Source organism: Paenibacillus sp. Y930, assembly GCF_056786375.1.
Window position 1 is genome coordinate 835234 of the sequence record NZ_JBXCIX010000002.1, and the last position, 24333, is coordinate 859566.

Below are 24333 nucleotides of genomic sequence, written 5' to 3' on the forward strand. Positions count from 1 at the left end.
CTTAACCTGTTCATACTTTTATGACGATGATAATAAATCCATTGTAGAGTAGATAAGCGTGAAGTGATGTGCTAAATATCACAAAGTTTATGAGGGGGGGGGGGATTAATTTATAGTCTATGAGAAAATTTTTTCTTATGCAAAAAAAGAGCAGCTCCACGGATCTAAATTAAAGATTCATTGAGTACTCTTTCGTATAGAGGTAATGCAAAAGTGAGCTTTTGCATAGCCATTTATAGTCGGCATATTTCTTTCGGACAAGTAGGGCATATGGGACAACCAGCCATATCCTTCAAAGCATCAAGATTAGTTACTTTCAAGTAGCCAGTACTTTCACTGCATATGATCCCATCTCTTTTCATGGAAGCAAGCAAGCGATTAATACCTTCCCTCGTTGTTCCTACTAATTCTGCGAGCTCATTGTTCGTTAATTTTATATCAATATGAATGTGCTGATTGGCTTGCTTCTCGCCAAAGCTGTTGCATAGACGGATAAGTGTAGATGCAAGCGCACCGTTTTTTCCACCCATTAGTAGATCACGTAGCTTAGATTCTGTTTTGCGTTGGATAAGCCCCATCCACATCGCATATCGATAAGCAAAATCTCCGTATTTGACCATTAGCATTTCAAGCTGCAATCTAGGAATAATCCCTACTTCTACTTGATCTATCGTTTCGGCAGTATAACGATGGGTCGTGTCCCAAGCATCAATGTCGGCAATCATATCATCAGGTTGTAGAATAGATAGTAGAAGATCTTTGCCGTCCGAAGCAGATTTGCGCAGTTTAACGCGACCTTTTAATATCCAATACACTGCATTCGCATCATCGCCTTCCCAGAATAGGTGCGTGCCAGCAGAGTATTTTTTGGTATGCATGACTGAAGCAAGAAGGTCGAGTTGCTCATCTGTAAACACAGTGCTTAGAGAACCTGGTCTATAATTGTTACTCGGTCTTTTCGCTTTAGTTGTTTCTGTATCGTAGTAAATACTCATCTAAGCCTCATCCTTTCTGGTGCGGTTTCTATATTTATACTATACGTTGTTATGACAATACTTAATATCGGGGAATGCCCTACATCGGTTTAAGGTATCTCCCTAACATACACTTGACCTATTCGCTGGTATGATATAGAGGTAACTAGTCGGAAAGGAGCAGGTTTATGACTCCAACTCAAATTATTGTAGAAGAAAAGCTACAACAATTGTTAAAGCGTACAAAAAGCGATCTAACAGCTATTGGAGTTCTAGATCGAGCAACTAGAAAGCTCCACTGGTATCCCGTGTACGGTAGTGTAAGCAATCGCACGCAGCGAATTCGACAGCAGATCAATCTCGGTCTGACAGGCGAAGTATTACGTACAGGAAGTTTTTTACAATCCCGAGCAGCCAAGCATGAAATCTTTGACTTGGGTGAATCGATTATGCTGACAGAGAAACTGCTCCATGCAGCAGTATGGCCGATTACATTGGATCAGCATCAAATTAATGGTGCTATATTAATAGGTAAACGTTATGAAGGAAATTATGATGCTCAGCAAGTTGAAGCTGGGGCTGAAGTTGTACATGAGCTTACCGATTATTGCGCCCATTATATAGATAACAATCATTATTAAGCCTAATCCCTTACATTCCCTTCTAGAATTTTACGGAATTCGTACATTTTGCTGTAAACATTCATGTTTACCGTTATAATAAATGTAGAAAATGACGTGATGAAAGGGTTGTATAGATGATTAGGCTTCTTATATGTGATGATCACGCAGTTGTTCGATCAGGTCTATCGATGCTATTACATGGTCGTTATGACATAGAAGTTGTAGGTGAAGCTTCAGAGGGTGATGAAGCGATTGCGCTAGCGAGTAAGCATCTGCCCAATGTTGTACTAATGGATCTCAGTATGCCGCATGGCAAGGATGGAATGACGGCGTCTGCTGAGTTGAAAAAGCTGCTGCCACAAGTCAATATTCTTATACTTACGATGCACGATGATGAGCAATATTTGTTCCAAGCGATTAAGGTTGGGGCGTCCGGATATATATTGAAAAATGCACCTCATGATGAGCTTGTTGGTGCGATTCAAGCGGTTGCGAAAGGTGAAGCTTATCTTTATCCTTCTGCAACGAAGAAGTTAATGAGCGAATTTATGAATCGGAAAAGTATAGAACCAGCCGATGATACAGCTTACATGAGTCTTTCAGAACGTGAGAAGGAAGTATTGGGCTGGCTTGCCAAAGGGTATGCGAATAAAGAGATTGCCCAAAATCTATTTATAAGTGTAAAAACGGTTGAAGCTCATAAAAGTAATATTATGGATAAGCTTAGCTTGAAAACTAGACCTGAGTTGATTAAATTCGCTTTGCAAAAGGGGCTGCTGCAATTTGATGAAGATGAACAATAATCGAACCCGTCGGCAGTACTTTGAACGAACAGACGTTTTATTGTCCCATTTGGAAGAAGTAATGGAAGACAATGAATTGTTTGAACGGACGAAGAAATCGTTAGAAGAGTTAATTGATGTGCAATTTGCATTAGGTGTATCTTCGATCGTAGCGATTACTGATGTGCGCGGTAAAATTCAATATATTAATGATAAATTCGTAGAAATATCGCAATATTCGGAAGAGGAGCTGATCGGGCAGGACCATCGAATCATTAATTCTGGTCACCATCCTAAAGCTTTTTTCAAGGAGCTATGGAGTACAATTTCTCATGGTGAGGTTTGGACTGGCGAGATCAAAAATCGTGCAAAGGATGGTACATTCTATTGGGTCAATACGACGATTGTTCCGTTTCTCGATGAATTAGACCAACCGTACCAGTATTTGGCGATCCGTAATGAAGTAACTAAGCTTAAGCTTGCTGAGAAAGAACTTAAAGATATGATGGTTAAAGTGATGGAAGTTCAGGAAGAAGAGCGAAAACGTATTTCACGAGAGCTACATGATGGTATCGGACAAAGTTTATTTTCGTTTATGATTCAAATCGATCGAATGTTAGCTGATCATGAGCAATTAACGGAGCTACAGCAATTAAGAAGTAATGTAGCGCTGATGATGCAGGATGTTCGCAGTATGGCCTGGCAGCTTCGTCCATCTGTGCTAGATGATCTTGGTGTAGAGCCAGCGATCAAAACATATTTGGACAATTATACAGATCATTTCGGAATAAAAGTCGAATTGGTTGGTCGGCTGAAGCAGCGTTTGACCTCTACAAAGGAAACGGTAATTTATCGTATTATTCAAGAAGGGTTAACGAATATTGCGAAATATGCAGATGTAGATGAGGCTGTAGTAGCATTTGAAGATCATGCAGAGCGGGTCGTTATTACGATTAGAGATCAAGGTGTAGGCTTCAATTATGGTGAACTGGAGCGGACGGGCGTAGGTTTATTCAGTATGGAGGAGCGTGCCAATAGTGTAGGCGGCACTCTTCTAGTCGAATCAGCACAAGGAAAAGGGACGACGATAACGTTGACGATACCGAAATAACAATATTTAATAGAATATTAACAGACGACCGCTATGTAGGGACTTCCCTAATAGCGGTCGTTTTTGAGCTATAACGTGATACTTACAGCATCTAATCGAAAGTCTAGCGACAATTTCTACACTGGTTCATAGCTTACCTTACGCAATACATTCGCTAAGGTATGGCAGACATGGATGTATAAGCGACATGAAGTCGTTAATACTAAACCATAGGATCGTGAAAGAGGTCATAACCTACCGACTTTCATAATCTTTTTTTCTTCTTCTCTACGGCGTATATCCTTCGGTTGGGGTATACGCCCTTTTTTTCGTTACATAATATCATTTTTTTCTGTTTTTACCTACTCGTGCTCTTATTAGATCAATTAAGTGCCCAAGAATCGCCCAAAAGGCTATATGTTGTAAATAAAGAATTGGTAAGAACAAATAAGTAGTATCGGGGTTTTCATTGATTCTTGTTAACCACTTAATGTTCAGCCAGTTTATCGGATTTGTAATAAAAATGATTATGTTATAATCATCACTTCCCGACATATTGAAAAAGCATATCAAAATTGAAAATATAATAAACCAAAACGAGAACCTTTTTATAATTGGCATCATTGACCAACTCCATTGTTAGATTAATAGTCCATTTCACCAAACGTCTTATTAATAAATTCCAATGTTTCCTATTATTACGTTATTCGTTAAGGAGTTATACTTTCCTTCACATTCTCTATAAAATAATCATATCGCTCTTGGCGATGATGCTTCCTTGTCTTGATGTGAGGAGCAATTCAGATTCTCCATCCTCGATTAAGTGTTGGTGATCTATCACTGAGTCTAAGATTTTTACTTGAATTCGATCATATTGGTCAATTTGAGAAGAATTTTTGATCTGAGTTATAATATCATTTAATTTATATCCAGTAAAAGGACCTTCAAGAAATACATTATCTTGCAATGGATTCGTACTAATAAATGTGGAGTAATAAGGTGAGGAGTAATAGATATTGTTGTTTTCACGTAAAAACATTAGAAATTGATCCCCATCGTTAGATAGCTGCTTTATGGAGACATAGTCCAACGTACTGTTATTGAAATTATCTCTTCCTTTATATTGTTTAATAACTTTCATAGTATCTCCAATACCAGCCGTCTTAGAGGTTCGAACGCTTACGAGCTCAGCTAGTACGATATAATCTGATTGTGCTATGACTTCGTCTAATGAAGTGTATTGTACTGGGTTGTTAATATCATTGTAATCTAGCTTGAAGTTATAACTAGGTGGAACGGTTGTTCCTGATGAGCAAGCAATAAGAAATAAACAAAGGAGAACAATCGCAATAACCTTTCTCATAGTAATCAAACCTTTCTTCAAAGTATAAAACAATCTAATAAAATAGAAAACTATTGTAATTATATTCCATTGTGATTAAATGTGAAACCTAACAACTCAGCCGTTTTCAGTAGCTTTATCTCACTAAATACCATCCTAATAATAAATGTGGAAATTTTCACTGAGTATGTGATTATAATCACATACTCATCATTCCTATCGTCGTATACTAAGGTCATAAAGAACAAGGAGTGATTGATATGTTAAAGTTTTGGAGAGAAAATAAAATCGCAGCCGCTATCGTTGCTATCGTAAGAATCGTATTAGGATACAAATGGATTACAAGTAGCTGGGGTAAAATAACTGGCGGTGAATTCACTGCAGCAGGCTACTTACAAAACGTTGTTACGAATCCCGTTGCGAAAGGTGATGAAGTATTATATCCGGTCTATAACGCATTTATCGAGCATATAGCTTTACCTAATGTAGCAATTATTGATGTTATTTTACCTTGGGGCGAGTTTCTTGTAGGTGTTGGCTTAGTACTTGGCGTTCTAACATTACCGGCAATATTCTTTGGATTACTAATGAACTTCATGTTCATGTTTGCTGGCACAGTTAGTACGAACCCGTATATGATTTTACTAGGTTTCATTGTTATGCTAGCTGCTGGTAACGCAGGTAAATTCGGAGGCGACTTCTACGTACTACCGTGGTTGAAAGCAAATGTTGGGGAAAAACTGGTCAGACGCTTCAAAAAAGGTTAAAATAGCTTCAAGCCAAGTGAAAGGGGTATTTGTAGTAATGGCACTTCGAGAATGTATATTTCACTTCAAATTTATTGATGGTCCAGAGACGAAAATGCTTAGAGCGCTAATTTTCCTTCCTGATGATCGTAAACCTAGTATTAATGATTTCATTGCAGCTTTCGCCCAGTCAGGTTATCAAGTTCAGCTTGAAAATGAACAGGAACTTATTTTTGCTCCTACGAGCGCAAAGGAAACTTACAAGCTTGATATTACAAAAATCGAGATGAAGGGTGAAGAGGACTCACCAGAGCATGATGGAGAATTTAAATCAATTATTGAGCATCTCCGTGGTGGCAGATGGTAACATCGTCGATAAATAGAATTCTAAATGAGCGTAGTCTAATATACATAGACTACGCTTTTTGGTCTCCTATTTTTAAAGATATTCCTTAAATTTACATTTTAAATATAATTTCATAATACTCCCCTAACTTTTGTTTTACATAATAGGGTAGTAGTGAATTGGTTAGAAACAAACAAATGGAGGGATTAAATTGAAAAAGAAAGTTATTAAAGCAGCAATAGCAAGCTGTCTCGTGTTCTCTACTTTATCCATTCATCCAGTTCAAGCAGACAATCAAACAACTGAAAGTGCAAAATCAAAAAATCTTATCGTGTTAATAGGAGATGGAATGGGTCCTGCCCAAGTATCAGCAGCCCGCAATTATTTAATGTACAACAAGAATATTGATCATTTAACGCTTGATAGCATTTATGTTGGTCAAGCCACTACATACGCAGACCGTGGTGAGGATGGCGGAACGATCGTATCAGGTGTCGTTACTGATTCTGCTTCCGCTGGAACTGCATTTGCAACAGGTAATAAAACATATAATGCTGGAATTAGTGTTTCCAACGAAGATGTATCAAAACCATTCGCTTCCGTTATCGAAGCTGCAGAAGTTGCAGGGAAATCTACTGGTCTTGTAACGACGGCTCGAATTACTCATGCTACACCAGCAGTGTACGCGTCACATGTCCGTAGTCGTGATAATGAGGCTGCTATTGCTTCGCAATATTTGGATAGTGGTGTAGATGTGTTATTCGGTGGTGGAAGCTCATTCTTCTTAAGTAAAGCTGACGGTGGAAAACGCACAGACAAAAGCATCATTACTGATTTTGAAGCAAAGGGATATTCCTATATAGATAACGCTTCTGAACTAAATTCATTATCAGCAACTAGCGGTAAAGTGCTTGGTTTGTTCAGTAGCTCACATATTCCTTATGTACTAGATCGTACAGCAGAAATACCATCTCTAGCGGCGATGACTTCAAAAGCTTTAAATATTTTGGAAAAGGATGAAGATGGTTTTGCAATTATGATTGAAGGGGGACGAATTGATCATGCATCGCATGCAAATGATTTCCCTTCTACGGTACAGGAAGTTCTTGATTTTGATGCAGCCGTAAAAGTTGCACTAGATTATGCAAAGAAAGATGGCAATACATCAGTCGTTATTACAGCAGACCACGAGACGGGGGGCTTATCATTATCTCGAGACAATATATACGAATTGAATCTTGATCTATGGGATAAGCAAATTAATTCTTCCGAATCTCTAGTTAGCAAACTCAATGCTGCAGTATCTATCAATGAAATTAAAAAAATTGTAAAAGCAAATACTTGGATTACTGATCTTTCGGATGAGGAAGCGAAAATCATTCTTGCAGGAGATGGCTCTTCTTATGGACGAGAAGGTGGGTATAACCAAGTAATTAGCAAAAGATTGCTTGTTGGCTGGAGCGGACATGGTCATTCAGCTGTTGATGTTGGAGTATGGGCATATGGTCCAATCGTTGATCAAGTGAGTGGTCAAATCGATAATACGCAAATTGCAAAAGCTTCTGCACAAATTATTGAGGTTGATCTTAAGTCTACATCTGCAACGATGCAAGCGAAATATATATATCCTAAGTTTAAGATTACTCGTGATAATGAAGTTCTATACCCAGCTAAAGCTCTTGCTGAGTCGCTTGGTGCGAAAGTTGAATGGAATGCTAATGCCCACATCATTACGATTACAAGTGGAACTAACGTTATGAAAGTAGATACTAATAAACTTGAAGTTAATCTTAACGGTACAAATACAGGGCTGCGAGGTCATCTCGATAATGGTAAATTATACTTGTCGCTAGCTGCCTTTAATAAACTTACAAGTAAAAATATGACTTGGGACGTATTATCTGAACGCATTGTGAAGTAAAAGTGTGTAACAAAATTAAGAGTAATGGACAGGGGAGCAGTGCTCTCCTGTCCATTTTTACAATAGGGAGGAGAGATAATCTTAATGGGAGATATGATCAACGTAAAAAGCTTGGAAAAATCATATAAATCAGATCAGCGTTCCCTTCCGATTGTTAGTATTTCTTCATGGTCGGTGAAGCAAGGGGAGCGGATAGCACTGCTTGGACCGAGTGGTAGCGGGAAAAGTTCATTGCTTCATCTTATTGGTGGAATATTAGCTGTTGATCGTGGCATAGTTGAAGTGGCAGGAGAGCTTATTAGTGAGATGAATGAGATGCAGAGGGATCGCTTCCGGGCAAAAACGGTAGGTTATGTTTTTCAAGATTTTTATCTAATTCCTTCACTTACTGCGAAGCAGAATGTTGAGCTTGTAATGGAGCGTAATTTGGCTAAAGGTGAGCGTAATAAGCTGATTGAACATTGGTTTGAGCGAGTAGGGCTTGCCGGGAAGATGAATCAACGCCCCTATCAACTATCCCGAGGACAGCAGCAACGTGTAGCTATTATTCGAGCATTAATTAATCAACCTCCACTAATTCTTGCTGATGAGCCGACGGGAAGTTTAGATTGGGAAACAGCTGCGCACATTATGAAATTATTACTGGAAATATGCGGAGAGAATAATACGACTCTGTTGACAGTCACACATGATTTGCATTTAGCCCAGTTGTATCCTGCAACGGTACAAATGGACAATATTAACTTATGTATGCATCAAGACAATGTGCAAGAAAGGAATGGGTAAAGCATATGAATGGTTGGAAATATATATGGAACAATATGCGACATCGCTCTGTATTGTCTATATTAACCATTTTTGCAGTTATGATTACAGTAGCATTATTTGTACTTCTACTTATGAGCAAAGATAGTGTTGAGCATGGTGCGCAAAAAGGATATGGTCCGTTTGAACTTGTCATTGGAGCTGACGGTAGCGATTCGCAGCTCGTTCTTAATACTTTTTATCGAGTAGGAGTGCCAACAGGTAATGTTCCATTAGAGCTACTTAATATTGTAGAAAATAGTGAATACACTGATGTCGCTTTTGGTATGACTACGGGGGATAATTATAACGGTTATCCGATAGTTGGTGTTTCATCAGCTTATTTTGCTACTCGCTATGAGGATCGTCAACTGAAAGAAGGACATTTATACGCAGCGCTAGGTGAAGTTACCGTTGGTTATTCAGTAGCAAAAGAACTTGGCTTACGTATAGGAGATCAATTCAGTGGTGCACATGGATTAGTTGATCATGTTGAACTAGATCATGAAAGTAATGAAGACGATGAACATGAGAGCTTTCATTATAAAGTAGTTGGGATATTACCGAAGCTTAATACTGCTGATGACCGTACTGTATTTACAAGGTTGGAAAATGCGTGGGTGATTCATCATGATGAAGAGAGCGCTAAAGAAATAACTTCAATTATCGTGAAACCGAACTCGTTATTAGGTATTCAATCTTTGAAGCAACAATTTGATGCGATGGATAATGTGCAAGCTGTCTATTCAAGTAAAGCGGTCGCAGATGTATTAAATGTAGTGGATACAGGTTCACAACTACTTATGGTTGTCATGTCTATTTGCGTGTTACTTGCGACAACAGCGTTGCTTCTTGCATTGACAGCATCCATTCAAGAAAGAAAGCGTGATGTTGGATTGTTACGCCTAATTGGCAAGTCTAGATATTACATATTGTGTACACTTGTAGCCGAAGGAATCGCGTTGGCTACAATAGGATTAGTAGCTGGACTTGTACTTGGTCATATTGTAGGTGCTATCATAAGTAATTCATTGTTCATTCAATCAGGTGTGCAATTACAAGCGTTCCAGATCGCTACGTATGAGTGGGTTCTTATTGTCGCAACATTATCTCTAGCTCTACTTGCATCATTCGGACCGGCAATGAAAGTATATCGCACCGATGCTTTAACTTTATTTCGCAATTAAGGGAGGAGATCTCATTGATGCATCGTCGAATGAACAACATTATTACGAGTAGTTATATACTTGTTTTGATATTACTACTGGCCGGCTGCGGGGAGCAGAAGTCAACTGAGCAAGTGGGCACTTTTGGCGAAGGGATTACGCTAACGGAACAATCAGTAGACTTAGCTGATGTAGTAGTAACGATTCCGACAAGTGATAACGATAATAACATTGACGAGAATAACTTAGACGAATTAACTGAACTTGAGTCCAAGAATAATGATAATGGTGCTAACCAACTTGCTTTATCTTCACCCCAAGTTAGTAATGAAGATGAATCTACAGTATCCACTCCAGCATCAGCATTGTCACTTCCTTCAACTAAACCGAAGGATCAAGTATCTAAACAACAGCAACAAGAACAACAAGAAAAAGAAGAACAACAAGTACAACAAGAAAAAGAAGTACAACAACAATCAACGTCAACACAAGCAGTCACGAGTAAACTATCCAGTGATAATATAGAACCAAAATCAACAACGGCTCCCACTAAAGAACCTATTAAATCTACCTCTGAACAGAAAAAAGAGACAAGGAAGAGCAAGTATCAATCTATTAGTTGGAGTGGCTTCTTTGATAATGAAGAACAGAATACACCCTCAGATGATTTTTGGGATCTATCTGAAGCAAAAAAAACCGTTCAAATAAAAGGATTTATGGGCGAAATACTCTCTTTAGATAATAACTGGTTTCTTCTTATTCCAGAGCCCGGTGCGGAATGCCCTTTTGATAATGGGGATGAAACCTATTGGAATAAAATAATGATCGTCTACGTTAAGGATGGAACGAAACTTCGCTACACATCCAAGCCACTTCAAATTACTGGTCGACTAGATGTGGGCGTTAAAGTGGATGAGTCTGGCTACAAAACAATGTTCCGAATCTATGATGCGAATTTTGAAGAAATTAAAGAGTAACAATATTATTATATTGGATAGATGATATGATGGTATTGGAAAGTTGATTTCATTATAAGTTTTGATCTATCATATAGTGGACACCTCTTCTGTAATATAGTGATGGTTTAATACGCTCACTATGCCAAACAAAGTGGTGTCTTTCTATTTTGAAACAAGAGATGAAAGGAGTTATATGATGTACTCGATAATGATTGTTGAGGATGATTTCAAAATTGCTCAAGTATTAAAGTCGAAGTTAGAACAATATAGTTATGAAGCAATTATTGCTTATGAATTGAAGAACATTATGGATCAATTTGAAGAAGTTCAGCCCGATATGCTGTTATTAGATATTAATTTACCCTATTTCGATGGCTTCTATTGGTGTAGGCAAGTACGTAAAAATTACAATATTCCGATCATATTCATCTCTGCTAGAGACGGTGAAATGGATCAAGTGATGGCTATTGAAAATGGTGGAGATGATTATATTACGAAGCCAGTGCAACTTGAATTATTAGTTGCCAAAGTTAGAAGTCAATTGCGTAGAGCTTATGGAGAATATGCGATTACTCCAACAAATTTTGCTGCTGTGAATGAAAATTCCCCCTCAAATGTTGATGGGAAGAGCGGTAAAGTTGAAATAGAAGGGATGACGCTATGGCTTTCGCGTAATGAGCTAAGCTATGAACAACAGCTAGTTGATCTTACGAAGAATGAATTACTGCTTGCTGAATGCTTTTTCACTTATTACGGTGAAGTTGTTACAAGAGATCAATTACTGGAAGCTTTATGGGATGATGTTCAATTCGTAGATGATAATACGTTAACAGTTAATATGACGAGGTTGCGCAAGAAGTTTACTGAGTTAGGGCTACCTTCAGCTATCGAGACGATACGTGGTCAAGGATATAAATTAAAACTTATATAACCTTTTAAAATATGTAGTAAATACTCAAGTTAACATAGTAAGAAAAGCCTTTGATGTAAGGTGGAATGGAGTATTACGATATGAAGAGTAAATTTCCTATGCTACGTATGTATATATCCGATCAAAGATATTATATATTCATATATTATCTTGCATGCTTATTAGGTGCAGGACTATTTATATTGGAGTGGAAAAGATTGAGCGGAGAAATTGATCTTGGATCGATGATTTACTATATAGTATTCGCTTCAATCATATTGCTCAGTTGGCTCATTATTAATTACCTCAGAATAAAGCCCTACTATGAATCTTTGTCCACAGCGTTAATTGCCAAAGATCCACTCTACGCAGTTCAGTTAATACAAGATCCGCGGACAAGTGAGCAACAACTGATGAGACAGTTACTTCTTAATCAGCAATCCATGTATATAGAGCAATTAGAAACATTGCGAAGGAAACAAGAAATTCAATATCATTTCACTCTGCAATGGGTTCATCAAATGAAAACACCAGTATCAGTTATTGATATGCTAATGCAACAAGCTCAAGATGGGGTTAAACATAAATCTATCATGAACTTGCAGGAGCAAGGAGAGTTATTTCTAAGTATTCAAGAGGAATCCACAAGATTGGAAACTGGACTTGAGATGATGCTTCATTCGGCAAGAGTAGACAAGCTTGAACTCGATCTTTATGTTCGTTCTGTTCCGTTACATGAAGTTACCAGAGGTATAATCAATCGTTACAAACGATTATGCATTCAATATAATATCTATCCGCGGATCGTAGGAGAAGCGATAGCTTCTACAGATCAAAAATGGTTCAGTTTTGTTATGCATCAAATCATTAGTAACGCGTTAAAATATAGCAAACCAATATCAGGTAATAAGACACTAACTATAGAGTTTGAACAAATAGAATCTCTCACAACAGTAAAAGTAATTGATCAAGGCATTGGTATTGCAACAAGTGATATTCGGCGTGTATTCCAGCCATTTTTCACAGGCGAAAATGGTAGAACCATTGGTGAGTCAACGGGTATGGGACTTTATCTAGCACAAGAAGTTTGTCAGCGATTAGGTCATAAACTTCGTGTGGAATCTCAACTAGGAGAAGGAGCAACATTCATCATAACGATTCAATCTACAGGTATCCATCGGATGTAATAGTTACGCTCGAAAGTGACAAAGCTGTAAGGTTCTAACTTACATATGAAATGATTTTCGATTACTGCTAGTAGAACGCTCCTTTATAATGAATACATAACGAACAACATATTCGCGAAAACATTATCATTTATATAAAGGAGTTATTATAATGAGCGTATTGAAAACGAAGGGCTTAAGTAAAGTATATGGTGGTAAAAATAATGTATTGTATACTGCGCTGCAGGGACTTGATATTGAGGTTGATAAAGGTGAATTTGTCGGTGTAATGGGTCCTTCAGGTAGCGGGAAGACGACACTGTTGAATATTTTGGCTACCATCGACAAAGCCACAAGTGGACAGTTAGAAATTAACGGGATTAACCCAGCAAAGTTGAATGATCATCAGTTAGCTCTCTTCAGACGTCGTGAGTTAGGATTTGTATTCCAAGATTTCAATTTACTAGATGCATTGACTGTGAAAGAAAATATTATTCTTCCGCTTGTAATGGAAGGGCTAAAGCCGAAGGTTATCGAGGAGCGTCTACTCCCACTCGTAAAGCTACTGCAAATTCATGAATTATTGAATAAGCGCACCTATGAAATATCAGGTGGTCAGAAGCAAAGAGCGGCAATTGCTAGAGCAATTATTCATAAACCGTCATTATTGTTAGCGGATGAGCTTACTGGAAACTTAGATTCTAAGTCAGCGAAAGATGTTATGGATACATTGCAGCGGATGAATTCGGATATGAATGCTACGATATTAATGGTTACGCATGATCCATTCTCAGCAAGCTATTGCAAACGAATCATTTTTATTAAAGATGGTAAGCCGTTTACAGAAATTCACCGTGGCTCTAATCGCCAAGTTTTCTTCCAACAAATATTAGATACATTAAGTTTGCTAGGAGGCGATTTCGATGACGTTTCGTTCCCTCGCGCTTAAAAATGTAAAAGAAAATTGGCGTTCATATAGTGCATTCTTCTTGAGTAGTGTTTTTTCAGTTGCAATTTTCTATATCTATATAGCTTTCATTCAACATCCTGACGTGACGAGTGGAAATATTGCTGCGGCTTCAAAAGTGAAGATGGGGATGGAATACTGTTTGTATGTTATTGCCATGTTCAGCTTTATTTTTATTATGTATTCAAGTACATCATTTTTGAAAACACGTAAGAAGGAATTCGGTCTATTCTCGTTATTTGGCATGACTAAGCGTCAGCTGCGAAAGCTCGTTTTTATTGAAAATATGGTTATTGGCATACTTGCCACGGGAGTAGGGATTGCAGTTGGTATTCTCTTCAGCAAATTGTTCTTCCTTGCACTTGGTTCATTATTGCGTTTGCAAGAAAATATAAGTTTTGCGATTCCACTAAATGCAGTAGTAGTCACGGTTGGCATATTCGTAGGTATCTTCTTCGTTATTACGTTATACTCGACGCTCCGCATAGGCAAAGGACAAATTATCGACTTACTACATGCTCACAAAAAGCCTAAAGGTGAATTGAAATATTCAATTTGGCAGGTCGTACTAGGCGTTCTATGTATTGTGGGGGGCTATGGTCTTGCAGCAACGATGACGATCGAATTATTTATTGTTGTCGCTCTACCGATTCTAATTCTGGTAGTAGCAGGTACCTATTTCTTATATTCACAACTTAGTATTGTGTTTTTACAACTATTGAAAAAAAATCGTAGCCTCTACTATAATAAGTCCAATATGCTTATTATTGGTCAGCTCGGCTATAAGATTAAAGACAACGCACGTATTCTATTCACGATTACCATTTTAAGTGCAGTAGTTATGACGGCTATGGGTACAATTTATATTATGCAGTTGCTTAGTAATGATCAAATGGACTATGGCAGACCATATTCCATTGCTTGGACTGAGCAGAAAAATGATACTAATCCAGTTACGACATTAGCTTATGTGGAAGAAGAGATAAAACAAGCAAAACATCACATTGAGAAAAATGTAACGATTGAAGGGTTAATATTACGAAATTACACTTTAGCGTTTACCAACAATAGAATTACTTACGGTTCAGATGAAGAATCGGGTAGAGTATATGATGGGATCCTTATTCCGTTATCTACTTATAATCAAACTGTTTCAAAGGAGAACCAAATAAAGGATCTTAATGAGAATGAATTAGCTGCGGTAGGTATTTCCGTAAGCTATATAAAGGATCATACAGCCAAACTAGCTGGTCAAATCAATGGTGAAAATATTGAGTATGAGATTACGAAAATGACTAAAGAAACTTTAATGAATGATAGGATCATCCGATATGCGGGGACGTATGTTGTACCTGATGAACTCTATGCGCAATGGAATCAACAAAGTACGGATAAAGATCGTATTGTGTTTCATGGAATAGAAATCTCTAACTGGAAAAAAGCAATACCAGTCGTAGAAAAGATTCAAGCTAATACGAATGAATCTGATGGTAAATTAGATATGAGTAAAATTATTGACTATGCTGATTATACTCAGACGATGTCATTGACAATTTTCATTGGTTTGTTCATTAGTTTATTGTTCTTTATTGCTGCAGGATCATTAATCTACTTTAAATTATTTACTGAGCGAGACGAGGATATTACGATGTTCAAAAGCTTAAGTAGATTAGGCGTCACGTATAAGGAAATGAGAAAGATTGTTATTACTCAAATAGGGATTATATTCTTCTTGCCATGTGTTGTTGGTATTTCTCATGCATTATTTGCGATGCTAGCGCTTGATGGAATATTAGAATCATCGAATTGGATATACTCTTTCGTTGTATTCGGCATATATATTGCAATGCAAGCAATTTACTTCTTGTTTGCAAGTAGAAGCTATCTATCGAGTATTCGTAAAGGAGCGATCACGGTTACTAATTAGGGCGCTCCGAAAACTAATATGGCTTAACAGCCACCTTCGTATAAAAGAGAGAAGTGTACTGATGAGGAGAAAACCATGTCTACAAAATCTGGGCTTTTAAGACGATATGAGCATACGATATATCGTATGGCTATCATACTATTACAAGATGAGACACAGGCGATAGAAGTAACTAAGAATGTGCTTTGTGAGCTTTGGCATGACGAAGGTTTTATCGATTTGGATGAACGTAAGCAGCATAATGTGATGATTTGGCTTGTGAGTTGCGCTACTTCCAGCCAACACCAAATTGCGTAGTCTTTCTTTATCAAAGTCTTTTTTTTGAACTACATCCAATGAAAAATGAGGGTATCACTCTACTTTTGCACAACAATGTGCAAAAGTAGAGTGATACCCTCTTAGTGTTCCTACCTGAGGAGGAGCTGTAATGAAAGTGGCCGATCAGATATGACAATACAGAATTCCATATTAGCTTGATTAGCGATTACGTACACTCGGTACATGATAAACGTGAACATCTCCCGTACGATATTCCTCACTCGTTGAACAGCTATAGCAAAGCCCATGTGTTAGATCAACCAAGGAAAGTTTGTAGCCATGCTTTGCTCCAGTGTCAATTCCGATTCTACATTCATCAACGAACAAGGAGCCGGGGGTAGCCCCCAATTTGAATGTTGGCGTATGACCAAAAACGATGCGTTGACCAGCAGTACCACCAAGATCAGTATCGAGCTTGGCACGGAGTGTCGATAATGGATATCGTGTGAACGACTCCCTTATTTCAGTTAACTCACGTATCGGATGCAATTGGAGCTGTAAACCAGGTCGAACCCCAGCATGAACGAATAAATAGCCATTTTCCATATGATAACTTGGTAGCTGACGAATAAAGCGCAAATAGCGCAAGCGATGTGCGGTACTACCACGTCTTAATGTAGCCAATTTCAGTTCATGATTGCCTGGTAAAGCAATTGCACCTTTGTCTACTAACTGGTGAACAAGATCGATCAAGCGCCACGTAATAGGCTCACCTGCTTCAATATAATCACCTAATATTACAAGTTGATCCCGCTTAGGATCGTATTGTGCAGCCTCTAGTAAGGATAGAAATCCTTGTCTTTGTCCATGAATGTCTGATATGGCCAGCAACCGTCGCGATGATCGTCTTGCTGATCCATGTTGCACTGCATTCACTACTTTCTTTAGTTAGTTAAAGTTCCATTAGTAGTATATACGTCAAGCACCTAGTTTGACTCCGATATATACCTAGATGGTGGTTAATTTGCCCCACAAAAATTAGGTGCTTGTCTATAGAGGATTATACAAAATGCTGGCTTGTGATCGTACTTCTAACGATTGAATGAACTCCCGATGTATGTTATGTTGTGACCATATGTTAAAAGATTGGAGCAATCGGGAAATGAAATCACTAGTATTAGCTGAAAAACCAAGTGTGGCAAAGGAAATTGCTCGTGTTCTTGGTTGTAATACGAAGCATAAAAACTATATGGAAGGACCTAATTATGTCGTAACTTGGGCATTAGGTCATCTGGTTGAGTTAGCTGAACCTGAAGCATATGATAAAAAGTATAAAACTTGGGAGTTAGACGATCTACCTCTCTTACCTGCTAAAATGAATATTCAAGTGATGAAGGAAACGTCACATCAATTTAAAGCGATTCAAGCGTTAAGTAAACGTAATGATCTATCACAGCTAGTTGTTGCTACTGACGCTGGACGTGAAGGGGAGCTTGTGGCTCGTTGGATTATGGAGCTTATTCATTGGAAAAAGCCGTTCTCCCGCTTATGGATTTCTTCGCAAACGGATCAAGCGATTAAGGAAGGTTTCCGTAATTTGAAGCCTGGTTCACAATATAATGATCTATACAAATCAGCGGTTTGCCGGGCAGAAGCGGATTGGATTATTGGTCTAAATATGACGCGTGCCTTGACATGCAAATATAATGCGCAGCTAGCGGCGGGCCGTGTTCAAACACCCACGCTGTCAATTTTGATGGAGCGTGAGCAAGAAATTACAGGCTTCCAAGCGAAACCGTACTGGTTGCTACAAACTGAAGCTACAGGATTTACTGCATCGTGGAGAGCCGAGCAGGGACATGATGGGAAGCTATGGGACAAAGATGAAGCCGAACAACAATTGCGTGCTGTAAAGGATGCCAAGACCGCGCTAGTTAGCCATGTGAAAGTGATGGAGAAGCAGGAGCTTCATCCGCTTGCTTATGATCTGACAGAGCTGCAACGAGATGCTAACAAAAAGCTCGGTTTCTCAGCTAAGCAAACTTCCAATGTACTGCAAAAACTATATGAGCAACATAAGTTGGTCACTTATCCACGTACCGATTCTAGACATCTAACAAGTGATATGACCTCAACGTTGAAGGATCGTTTGGAGCGAGTGGCTATCGGTCCATATCGTGAAGTAGCTTCAGCACTACTGCGTAAGCCATTACAAGTAACGAAGCGAATTGTAGATGATAGTAAAGTGAGTGATCATCATGCGATCATTCCAACAGATCAATTTGTCCAATTGCAAAATCTAAGTACTGATGAGCGTAAGCTTTACGATCTCATTGTTCGGCGCTTCATAGCACTATTTTGTGCACCGTATCGTTATGATGAGACGAGTGTTGAACTTACTATTGGAAAACATACCTTCTATGCCAAGGGGCGAGTGGAGAAGGATAAAGGTTGGCGTGAAATTTACACGGTTACGAAAGATCGAGATGAACAGGAAGAAGATATCTCCTTATTGCCTGCATTGAAAAAAGGACAGCAAGTTCAACTGAAACAATCACGTCTGAAGGATGGTATGACTACGCCGCCAGCACGCTATACGGAGGCATCATTACTTGCGATTATGGACAAGCATGGTTTAGGTACTCCGGCGACGAGAGCCGATATTATTGAAAAGCTGCTGTCTACGGAGACGATTGAACGTAGAGGGCATAGCTTGCACCCGACGCTGAAAGGTAAACAGCTTATTGAGCTTGTCGTTGATGAACTGAAAAGTCCGCAGTTAACGTCACAATGGGAACAGCAGCTAGAGGCTATTTCGCGTGGTAAAGGCGATGCAAAGCAATTTATGAAACAAATTAGAATGCAAGCCGAGCAATGGGTTAATAAGGTGAAAATCGAGACCAAACAGTATAAGCCACATAATATGACCGGTTCTAAATGTCCCGATTGCAGTGAACCATTACTTGAAGTAAAGGGTAAGCAAGGCAAGCGGTATGTATGTTCTAATCGTGAATGCTCTTATATGCGTCATGCTGAGCCACTGAAAATTAATAAGCGTTGCCCGCAATGCCGTAAAAAAATGGAACTGCATGATGGTAAAGCAGGAAAATATGCACAATGTCGTCCTTGTAATGTCATTGAGAAGCTCGATGATAAAGCTAGTGGCAAAATGAATAAGCAAGAAACGCAGCGTCTGATGAAACAGTATAATCAAGAGCAGCCATCGATCGGAAATAGTCTAGCCGATAAGCTGAAGGCGGCACTTGAACAGAAACAATAGAAGAAGCGACGCTTGAAAGTAATAGAATAAGCTTTGAAGAAACGTATGTATATAAGCGGTAGCGTTCTGTAATTACAGAAGGTGCTGCCTATACATACGTTTTTTTGTTTAAAGGAAGTTCAAAACGCGGACTTTGATAACGATGAATGGACTAACGTAGCTTAGTCGACATCGAATATGAACCTTTATTCAGTGGTACATCCACACAAGAATAAAAGCTTGATTGACATACAATAGCATAGTAATGACGTTGTAATGGCCCGAAAGGAGAAGGATGTACTTATGACATGGCATCCAGGTAGGAAAGTATCGAGTAAAGTACTGAAGCAAAATGCATTAGAGTCAGATCCGCAAATTGCTCCACATATTCCACATACTAAAAGTTATAATACTGCCAATTTAAAAGAGATGTTAGAACAATATCGGATGGTTTTTGTGAAACCTATCAAAGGAAGTCTAGGTAATGGTGTTATTCAAGTAAGAAAAATAGACAGTGGATACTCATATAAGGTGAACAGTAAAAATTATGTGGTTACAAATTATGAAGCACTAGAGAGCGGCTTAGCCAGTCGGAAGATGAAACGTCCTTATATTATTCAACAAGGAATTGACTTACTGAAAATTAATGGATCTCCTGTAGATTATCGAGTGAAATACTGTTTAGATAATGGAGTGTGGACGTATCGAGTCATTCTCGCTAGAGTCGCAGGGCCAGGGTATTCTATTACAAATTTAAGTAAAGGTGGGCGCAAGCTTGATTGCAATACAGCGATAAGACGGACTTTAGGAGCGGGAGCAGTAGCCCAAACAATAGGCGAAATGAAGCGGCTTACTAGAATGTGTACCGCCGTACTAGAGCGGAGATTTCCTGGATTAACACATCTTGGTTATGATTACGGTATTGATCAAAACGGTAAACTATGGATCTTTGAAGTGAATACGAGCCCGAATTAATAGTTTGATAGACTGATATAAAAAATTAATTGAAAATCAATATCTATTAAAGATTTTTATGAAGTTGCTAGTTTTAGAGGTTGTGGATAACTGTATCCACATTATCCCATGTGAGAATAGGGACAATTCGACTGATATGCACAAATAATCAACAACATATCCACATCATGTTGTTAATAATGGCGACTATTGTCGTAAATAGAATGAAATGATAGGATGAAGCTAATCCAAATTTTGGGAGGTGGTTATAGTGAAATTGCTTTCAAATGAATTGTTAATTGAAACGTATCATCAAGCGATCCACTATCAATGTGACCGTGAATTTATTCAAATGCTTGTATTTGAACTACAACTACGAGGAATTTTACTTCCAGAAGAACAATATTCGGCATAGATAATAATAGATAAAGTATCATTGACGTCGCAGTTACTACGAAAGTAGTAACTGCGACTTTTTGCTTATAATTTCATATTACTACTGTGACCTGGGGATAGCTTAGCGCTTGGATCGACATATACTTTTGCATTGTTAATCGCAGTTGGAGCTTCACCAAAGCCAACAGCAATTAGCTTCAATTTTCCTGGATAAGTTGTAATATCTCCTGCTGCGAAGATACCTGGAATATTTGTTTCCATACGAGTATCAACAATAATTGAACCTTTTTCGATTTCAATTCCCCACTCAGCAATTGGTCCTAATGCGGAGATGAAGCCAAAGTTAACGATAACTGCATCAACTTCAACTTCTGTTGTTTCGTTAGTTTTTACATTGGTTAGCGTTACGCTAGTAATGTTATCTTCGCCTGTAAGAGCAGTGATTTCCGTAGGAGTAATAATGTTAACGGATGAGTTCATCAATTGCTCTACACTATGCTCATGCGCTCTGAATTTATCACGACGGTGAACTAGCGTTACGCTTTTTGCGATGGGCTCAAGCATTAGAGACCAGTCAACTGCTGAATCACCACCACCGCTAATAAGCACGTTTTGATCTTTGAAGCGTTGAAGATCTCCAACGAAATAATGTAAATTAGTTTTTTCAAACTTCATCGCATTATCAAGCTCAAGGCGACGAGGAGAGAATGCGCCGACACCAGCTGTAATGATAACAGCTTTCGCTAAATGTGTTGCAGTGTCAGTCGTTACCTCGAAAAGACGCTCATCTAGCTTCTTCACATTAACAACTTTTTCTTCAAGACAAATTTGTTGCTCAAATAGAGAAAGTTGTTCTTTCAGACGATCAACGATTTCTTGTGCAGTTACTTTCGGGAAGCCTGCAATATCGTAGATATATTTCTCAGGATAAAGTGCAGCCAATTGACCACCTAGCTGAGGCATACTTTCAACTATTTTCACAGATGCTTGACGCATACCACCGTAAAAGGCAGCAAACATACCAGCTGGACCTCCGCCGATTATTAAAATGTCTACTACATCTGTTTGATTTGCTGTATTAGTCATGATTTACCTCCAAATATCTATTTTTCATTTACTTTCTTATTATAAGCAAATTTTGTGAATAAAGGAATGCGTTTAATTAAAATCAACTTCAGGAAATTGTGCACTATGCCGAACATTTTCGTATAATGTTCTCTTGAAAATTGTTATGAAACTCTGTAATATGTCTGATGTATATAACAATTAAAAGCTTATCTATTATGGCATTAGTTAATTGATGTAGACACGCAATAGAGAAAATGTGTCTAACATACACATATAATGGAGCATACTAAATAAAGATAATGGAATGGATGGGATTCTACGATGAGTAACATACCGAAAATAGTAATCCTCGGTGCAGGATATGGTGGTATCCTTACCGCGTTACGACTACAAAAAGAACTCAACTACAATGAAGCTGATGTTACTCTTGTGAATAAACATGATTATCACTACTTCACGACACATTTGCATATGCCTGCGGCTGGAACCGATAAGCCTGAAAATGCAAGGGTCAATATTTCTCGACTGATCGATGAATTCAAAATTGATTTTGTTAAATCTACCGTTGTGCAAATCCGACCTCAAGATAAAAAGGTTATTTTGGAGGATGGTACACTATCTTATGATTACTTAGTTATCGGTCTTGGCGGCGAACCAGAAACATTTGGTATTCCTGGTTTGGCTGAGAATGCGATGAATATTCGTAGTATCAATTCCGTTCGCCTTATTCGTGAGCATATTGAGTATCAATTTGCACGATACAAGCGTGAACCGCATCGACTTGACTACTTAACATTTGTCGTTGGTGGCGCAGGCTTTACTGGAATTGAGTTTGTAGGTGAATTATCTGATCGTATACCAGAGCTTTGCAAGTTTTATGATGTAGATCCTACGCTTGTGAAAATCTATAATATAGAAGCTGCTCCAACAGCGCTGCCAGGCTTTGATCCTGAATTAGTTGAGTACGGCATGGAAGTGCTGCGCAAGAAGGGCGTAACGTTCCGTATTGGAACAGCAATCAAAGAGTGTACATCAGAGGGTGTCGTTGTAGGCGAAGGCGAAGAGATCAGATCAGCGACGGTCATATGGACTGGTGGTATTCGTGGTAATCGTCTTATTGAAGATGCGGGCTTCGAGACAATGCGTGGTCGTGTGAAAGTAGATGAATATTTACGTAGTCCTGGTACAGAAAACATCTATGTGCTTGGTGATAATTCATTAATGTTTAATGAAGAGGGGAAACCTTATCCACCAACTGCACAAATTGCTATGCAACAAGGTGTGATCTGTGCGCATAATCTTGTCGCTTCGATTCGTAATCAAAGCATGAAAACATTTGAATTCAGTAATAAAGGTACGGTTGCTTCACTTGGAAAAGGAGAAGCGATTGGTCTAGCATACGGCAAGAAGTACAAAGGACGCAAAGCTGCGTGGTTGAAGAAGTTAATTGATATTCGTTACTTATTTATTATCGGTGGCGTGCCACTCGTGCTGAAAAAAGGGAAGTTTCTATAATGAGACATTGTAGCGTACAAGTTAGAGGGTTATTAACTCGTGATGAGTTAGATCGTTATAACGCATTAATGGAGGTAGGCTCTTATCTTGAATCGCAAATGCGTCATGATCTATCCTACACCGTTCAGCAGGAAGTTGATTTGCTTATTCAACCTGCGATTGAGCGATTGAAAGATAAAGGCCGCGCACGTGACGCGGCTACAGCGCAATATCTTGAAGAGAAGCGCATAGCTGCATTGCAAGCAGAGCTTGCTGCACTAGAAGAGGAAGACGAAAAAAACGAGTAGTCAGCTGGAAGTCTACTTTAACTAATAACAACAAGCAATTGAATATAACGTTATACTGAAGGATGAGTAACACAAAGGGAATATCTCTTGTATGTGTCGCTCATCCTCTTTTGTTTTGAGGCTCAACCTCATAATAAGTGCTTGACTCTTTAAGTTTACATACTTAAGCGGACTCAGAGGACGTTATGTCTGCATTCTCCGCTTATTTTGAGTTTTCGCGGACTCAGAGGACCTTATTTGCTCGTTCACTAGTGCATGTTGAACGTAAACCTATCCATAACGTTCTGTGTGTCCTCTTAACTCTCAAAGTGTTGGTTTTACGCTAATTAGCGTACTGTGAGTCCGCTCGTTTGCACACTATGGAGCTACTGCGGTACAACAAAGCAAAAAGTTTCGTTAATGTGCGCCGAATGGTGCTACTGCTGCACATCCAGTATGTCCACTCATATTTCGTCGAGATTTGGTTTTAGTTTTGAGTCTAATATGTTATTTCTGTTCAAATCTCTTTTATCACAGCTTACGTTATCATGAAGGCAAAATATAGTTTCAAAAATCAAAGCGAAAAAATAGTGACTGTAATTTGAGGGCAACATATAAGTTGTTTAAATGCGACAACGTAGTAGAAGAAGGTGAGGTTCCAATAAAAGACTATGTGGATTGGAACAAAACCATTGTATCTGCTGAATTTGTTCGAAACTAAATTGGTTACGCTAACGGGCAGTTTAGTATAATTCACTTCGCGAATACGCTTAAATATGGAATGTTCGCGATGTTCGTAAATAAGACGTTATCAGAAATCGGCGGAATATCAAAAAATATTTATTAGTAGGTGATGACGAAGATGAAGGATCCAGTAATCATTGAATCTTACAA

Annotated in this window: 23 protein-coding genes; 19 read left to right on the forward strand and 4 right to left on the reverse strand. The window is 38.5% G+C overall.

Going from position 1 to position 24333, the window contains the following annotated elements; translation table 11 throughout:
- Nucleotides 1-233 precede the first annotated feature (233 nt).
- A complete protein-coding gene (locus AC1TO5_RS09020; RefSeq protein ID WP_482062450.1) occupies nucleotides 234-995 on the reverse strand; it encodes a Crp/Fnr family transcriptional regulator in 762 nt (253 codons plus the stop codon).
- Nucleotides 996-1162: 167 nt separating this feature from the next.
- Here AC1TO5_RS09020 and AC1TO5_RS09025 point away from each other — a divergent pair, with 167 nt between their 5' ends.
- The 3 genes from AC1TO5_RS09025 (at nucleotide 1163) to AC1TO5_RS09035 (ending at nucleotide 3490) form a co-directional block, all read left to right on the forward strand.
- Nucleotides 1163-1615 (forward strand): GAF domain-containing protein, encoded by a 453-nt coding sequence (locus tag AC1TO5_RS09025; protein ID WP_482062451.1) that lies wholly within the window; start codon nucleotides 1163-1165, stop codon nucleotides 1613-1615.
- 116 nt (nucleotides 1616-1731) lie between these two features.
- On the forward strand, nucleotides 1732-2400 hold the full coding sequence (locus AC1TO5_RS09030; protein WP_482062452.1) for a response regulator transcription factor: 669 nt from the start codon (nucleotides 1732-1734) through the stop codon (nucleotides 2398-2400).
- Entirely contained in the window at nucleotides 2390-3490 is a 1101-nt protein-coding gene (locus AC1TO5_RS09035; protein WP_482062507.1) for a PAS domain-containing sensor histidine kinase, read from the forward strand. The genes AC1TO5_RS09030 and AC1TO5_RS09035 overlap by 11 nt, the downstream gene beginning before the upstream one ends.
- Nucleotides 3491-4208: 718 nt before the next feature.
- Here AC1TO5_RS09035 and AC1TO5_RS09040 read toward each other — a convergent pair.
- The gene (locus AC1TO5_RS09040) at nucleotides 4209-4832 is read right to left on the reverse strand and encodes a hypothetical protein (RefSeq protein WP_482062453.1); all 624 of its coding nucleotides are present in this window, start codon (nucleotides 4830-4832) and stop codon (nucleotides 4209-4211) included.
- A gap of 239 nt (nucleotides 4833-5071) precedes the next feature.
- Here AC1TO5_RS09040 and AC1TO5_RS09045 point away from each other — a divergent pair, with 239 nt between their 5' ends.
- The 11 genes from AC1TO5_RS09045 (at nucleotide 5072) to AC1TO5_RS09095 (ending at nucleotide 16020) form a co-directional block, all read left to right on the forward strand.
- The gene (locus AC1TO5_RS09045; RefSeq protein WP_482062454.1) at nucleotides 5072-5578 is read left to right on the forward strand and encodes a Crp/Fnr family transcriptional regulator; all 507 of its coding nucleotides are present in this window, start codon (nucleotides 5072-5074) and stop codon (nucleotides 5576-5578) included.
- A 37-nt stretch (nucleotides 5579-5615) separates the two neighbouring features.
- The gene (locus AC1TO5_RS09050) at nucleotides 5616-5924 is read left to right on the forward strand and encodes a hypothetical protein (protein WP_482062455.1); all 309 of its coding nucleotides are present in this window, start codon (nucleotides 5616-5618) and stop codon (nucleotides 5922-5924) included.
- Between the two features lie 250 nt (nucleotides 5925-6174).
- On the forward strand, nucleotides 6175-7824 hold the full coding sequence (locus tag AC1TO5_RS09055; protein WP_482062508.1) for an alkaline phosphatase: 1650 nt from the start codon (nucleotides 6175-6177) through the stop codon (nucleotides 7822-7824).
- An 84-nt stretch (nucleotides 7825-7908) separates the two neighbouring features.
- The gene (locus AC1TO5_RS09060; RefSeq protein WP_482062456.1) at nucleotides 7909-8610 is read left to right on the forward strand and encodes an ABC transporter ATP-binding protein; all 702 of its coding nucleotides are present in this window, start codon (nucleotides 7909-7911) and stop codon (nucleotides 8608-8610) included.
- 5 nt (nucleotides 8611-8615) lie between these two features.
- Nucleotides 8616-9815, forward strand: coding sequence for an ABC transporter permease (locus AC1TO5_RS09065; protein ID WP_482062457.1), 1200 nt, complete (start codon nucleotides 8616-8618; stop codon nucleotides 9813-9815).
- A gap of 17 nt (nucleotides 9816-9832) precedes the next feature.
- Nucleotides 9833-10771: a hypothetical protein gene (locus tag AC1TO5_RS09070; protein ID WP_482062509.1), complete on the forward strand. Its 939-nt coding sequence runs from the start codon at nucleotides 9833-9835 to the stop codon at nucleotides 10769-10771.
- 178 nt (nucleotides 10772-10949) lie between these two features.
- The gene (locus AC1TO5_RS09075; RefSeq protein WP_482062510.1) at nucleotides 10950-11684 is read left to right on the forward strand and encodes a response regulator transcription factor; all 735 of its coding nucleotides are present in this window, start codon (nucleotides 10950-10952) and stop codon (nucleotides 11682-11684) included.
- An 80-nt stretch (nucleotides 11685-11764) separates the two neighbouring features.
- Complete coding sequence (locus AC1TO5_RS09080; RefSeq protein ID WP_482062458.1) at nucleotides 11765-12850, forward strand: sensor histidine kinase; 1086 nt, start codon at nucleotides 11765-11767, stop codon at nucleotides 12848-12850.
- A gap of 151 nt (nucleotides 12851-13001) precedes the next feature.
- Entirely contained in the window at nucleotides 13002-13778 is a 777-nt protein-coding gene (locus tag AC1TO5_RS09085) for an ABC transporter ATP-binding protein (protein WP_482062459.1), read from the forward strand.
- Nucleotides 13753-15723: an ABC transporter permease gene (locus AC1TO5_RS09090; protein WP_482062460.1), complete on the forward strand. Its 1971-nt coding sequence runs from the start codon at nucleotides 13753-13755 to the stop codon at nucleotides 15721-15723. The genes AC1TO5_RS09085 and AC1TO5_RS09090 overlap by 26 nt, the downstream gene beginning before the upstream one ends.
- A 75-nt stretch (nucleotides 15724-15798) precedes the next feature.
- Nucleotides 15799-16020, forward strand: a complete 222-nt coding sequence (locus AC1TO5_RS09095) for a hypothetical protein (RefSeq protein ID WP_482062461.1) — start codon at nucleotides 15799-15801, stop codon at nucleotides 16018-16020.
- A 180-nt stretch (nucleotides 16021-16200) separates the two neighbouring features.
- Here AC1TO5_RS09095 and AC1TO5_RS09100 read toward each other — a convergent pair whose 3' ends face one another.
- A complete protein-coding gene (locus tag AC1TO5_RS09100; RefSeq protein ID WP_482062462.1) occupies nucleotides 16201-16908 on the reverse strand; it encodes a metallophosphoesterase in 708 nt (235 codons plus the stop codon).
- 235 nt (nucleotides 16909-17143) lie between these two features.
- Between AC1TO5_RS09100 and AC1TO5_RS09105 the strand changes: the two genes are divergently transcribed.
- The 3 genes from AC1TO5_RS09105 to sda all read left to right on the forward strand — a co-directional run bounded on the left by AC1TO5_RS09105 (nucleotide 17144) and on the right by sda (nucleotide 20609).
- Nucleotides 17144-19261 carry a DNA topoisomerase III gene (locus tag AC1TO5_RS09105; RefSeq protein WP_482062463.1) on the forward strand — a complete coding sequence of 706 codons (2118 nt, stop codon included), beginning with the start codon at nucleotides 17144-17146 and terminating at the stop codon, nucleotides 19259-19261.
- 282 nt (nucleotides 19262-19543) lie between these two features.
- Nucleotides 19544-20215, forward strand: a complete 672-nt coding sequence (locus AC1TO5_RS09110) for a YheC/YheD family protein (protein WP_482062464.1) — start codon at nucleotides 19544-19546, stop codon at nucleotides 20213-20215.
- Nucleotides 20216-20465: 250 nt separating this feature from the next.
- Nucleotides 20466-20609 (forward strand): sporulation histidine kinase inhibitor Sda, encoded by a 144-nt coding sequence (gene sda, locus AC1TO5_RS09115; RefSeq protein ID WP_482062465.1) that lies wholly within the window; start codon nucleotides 20466-20468, stop codon nucleotides 20607-20609.
- A gap of 65 nt (nucleotides 20610-20674) precedes the next feature.
- Here the strand turns inward: sda and AC1TO5_RS09120 are convergent, their stop codons facing one another.
- Entirely contained in the window at nucleotides 20675-21676 is a 1002-nt protein-coding gene (locus tag AC1TO5_RS09120; protein ID WP_482062466.1) for an NAD(P)/FAD-dependent oxidoreductase, read from the reverse strand.
- A 303-nt stretch (nucleotides 21677-21979) separates the two neighbouring features.
- On the opposite strand from AC1TO5_RS09120, the gene AC1TO5_RS09125 reads away from it, so the two are divergent.
- Complete coding sequence (locus tag AC1TO5_RS09125; RefSeq protein WP_482062467.1) at nucleotides 21980-23173, forward strand: NAD(P)/FAD-dependent oxidoreductase; 1194 nt, start codon at nucleotides 21980-21982, stop codon at nucleotides 23171-23173.
- A complete protein-coding gene (locus tag AC1TO5_RS09130) occupies nucleotides 23173-23460 on the forward strand; it encodes a hypothetical protein (protein ID WP_482062468.1) in 288 nt (95 codons plus the stop codon). Before AC1TO5_RS09125 ends, AC1TO5_RS09130 begins: the two co-directional genes overlap by 1 nt.
- The last annotated feature ends 873 nt before the right edge of the window (nucleotides 23461-24333 follow it).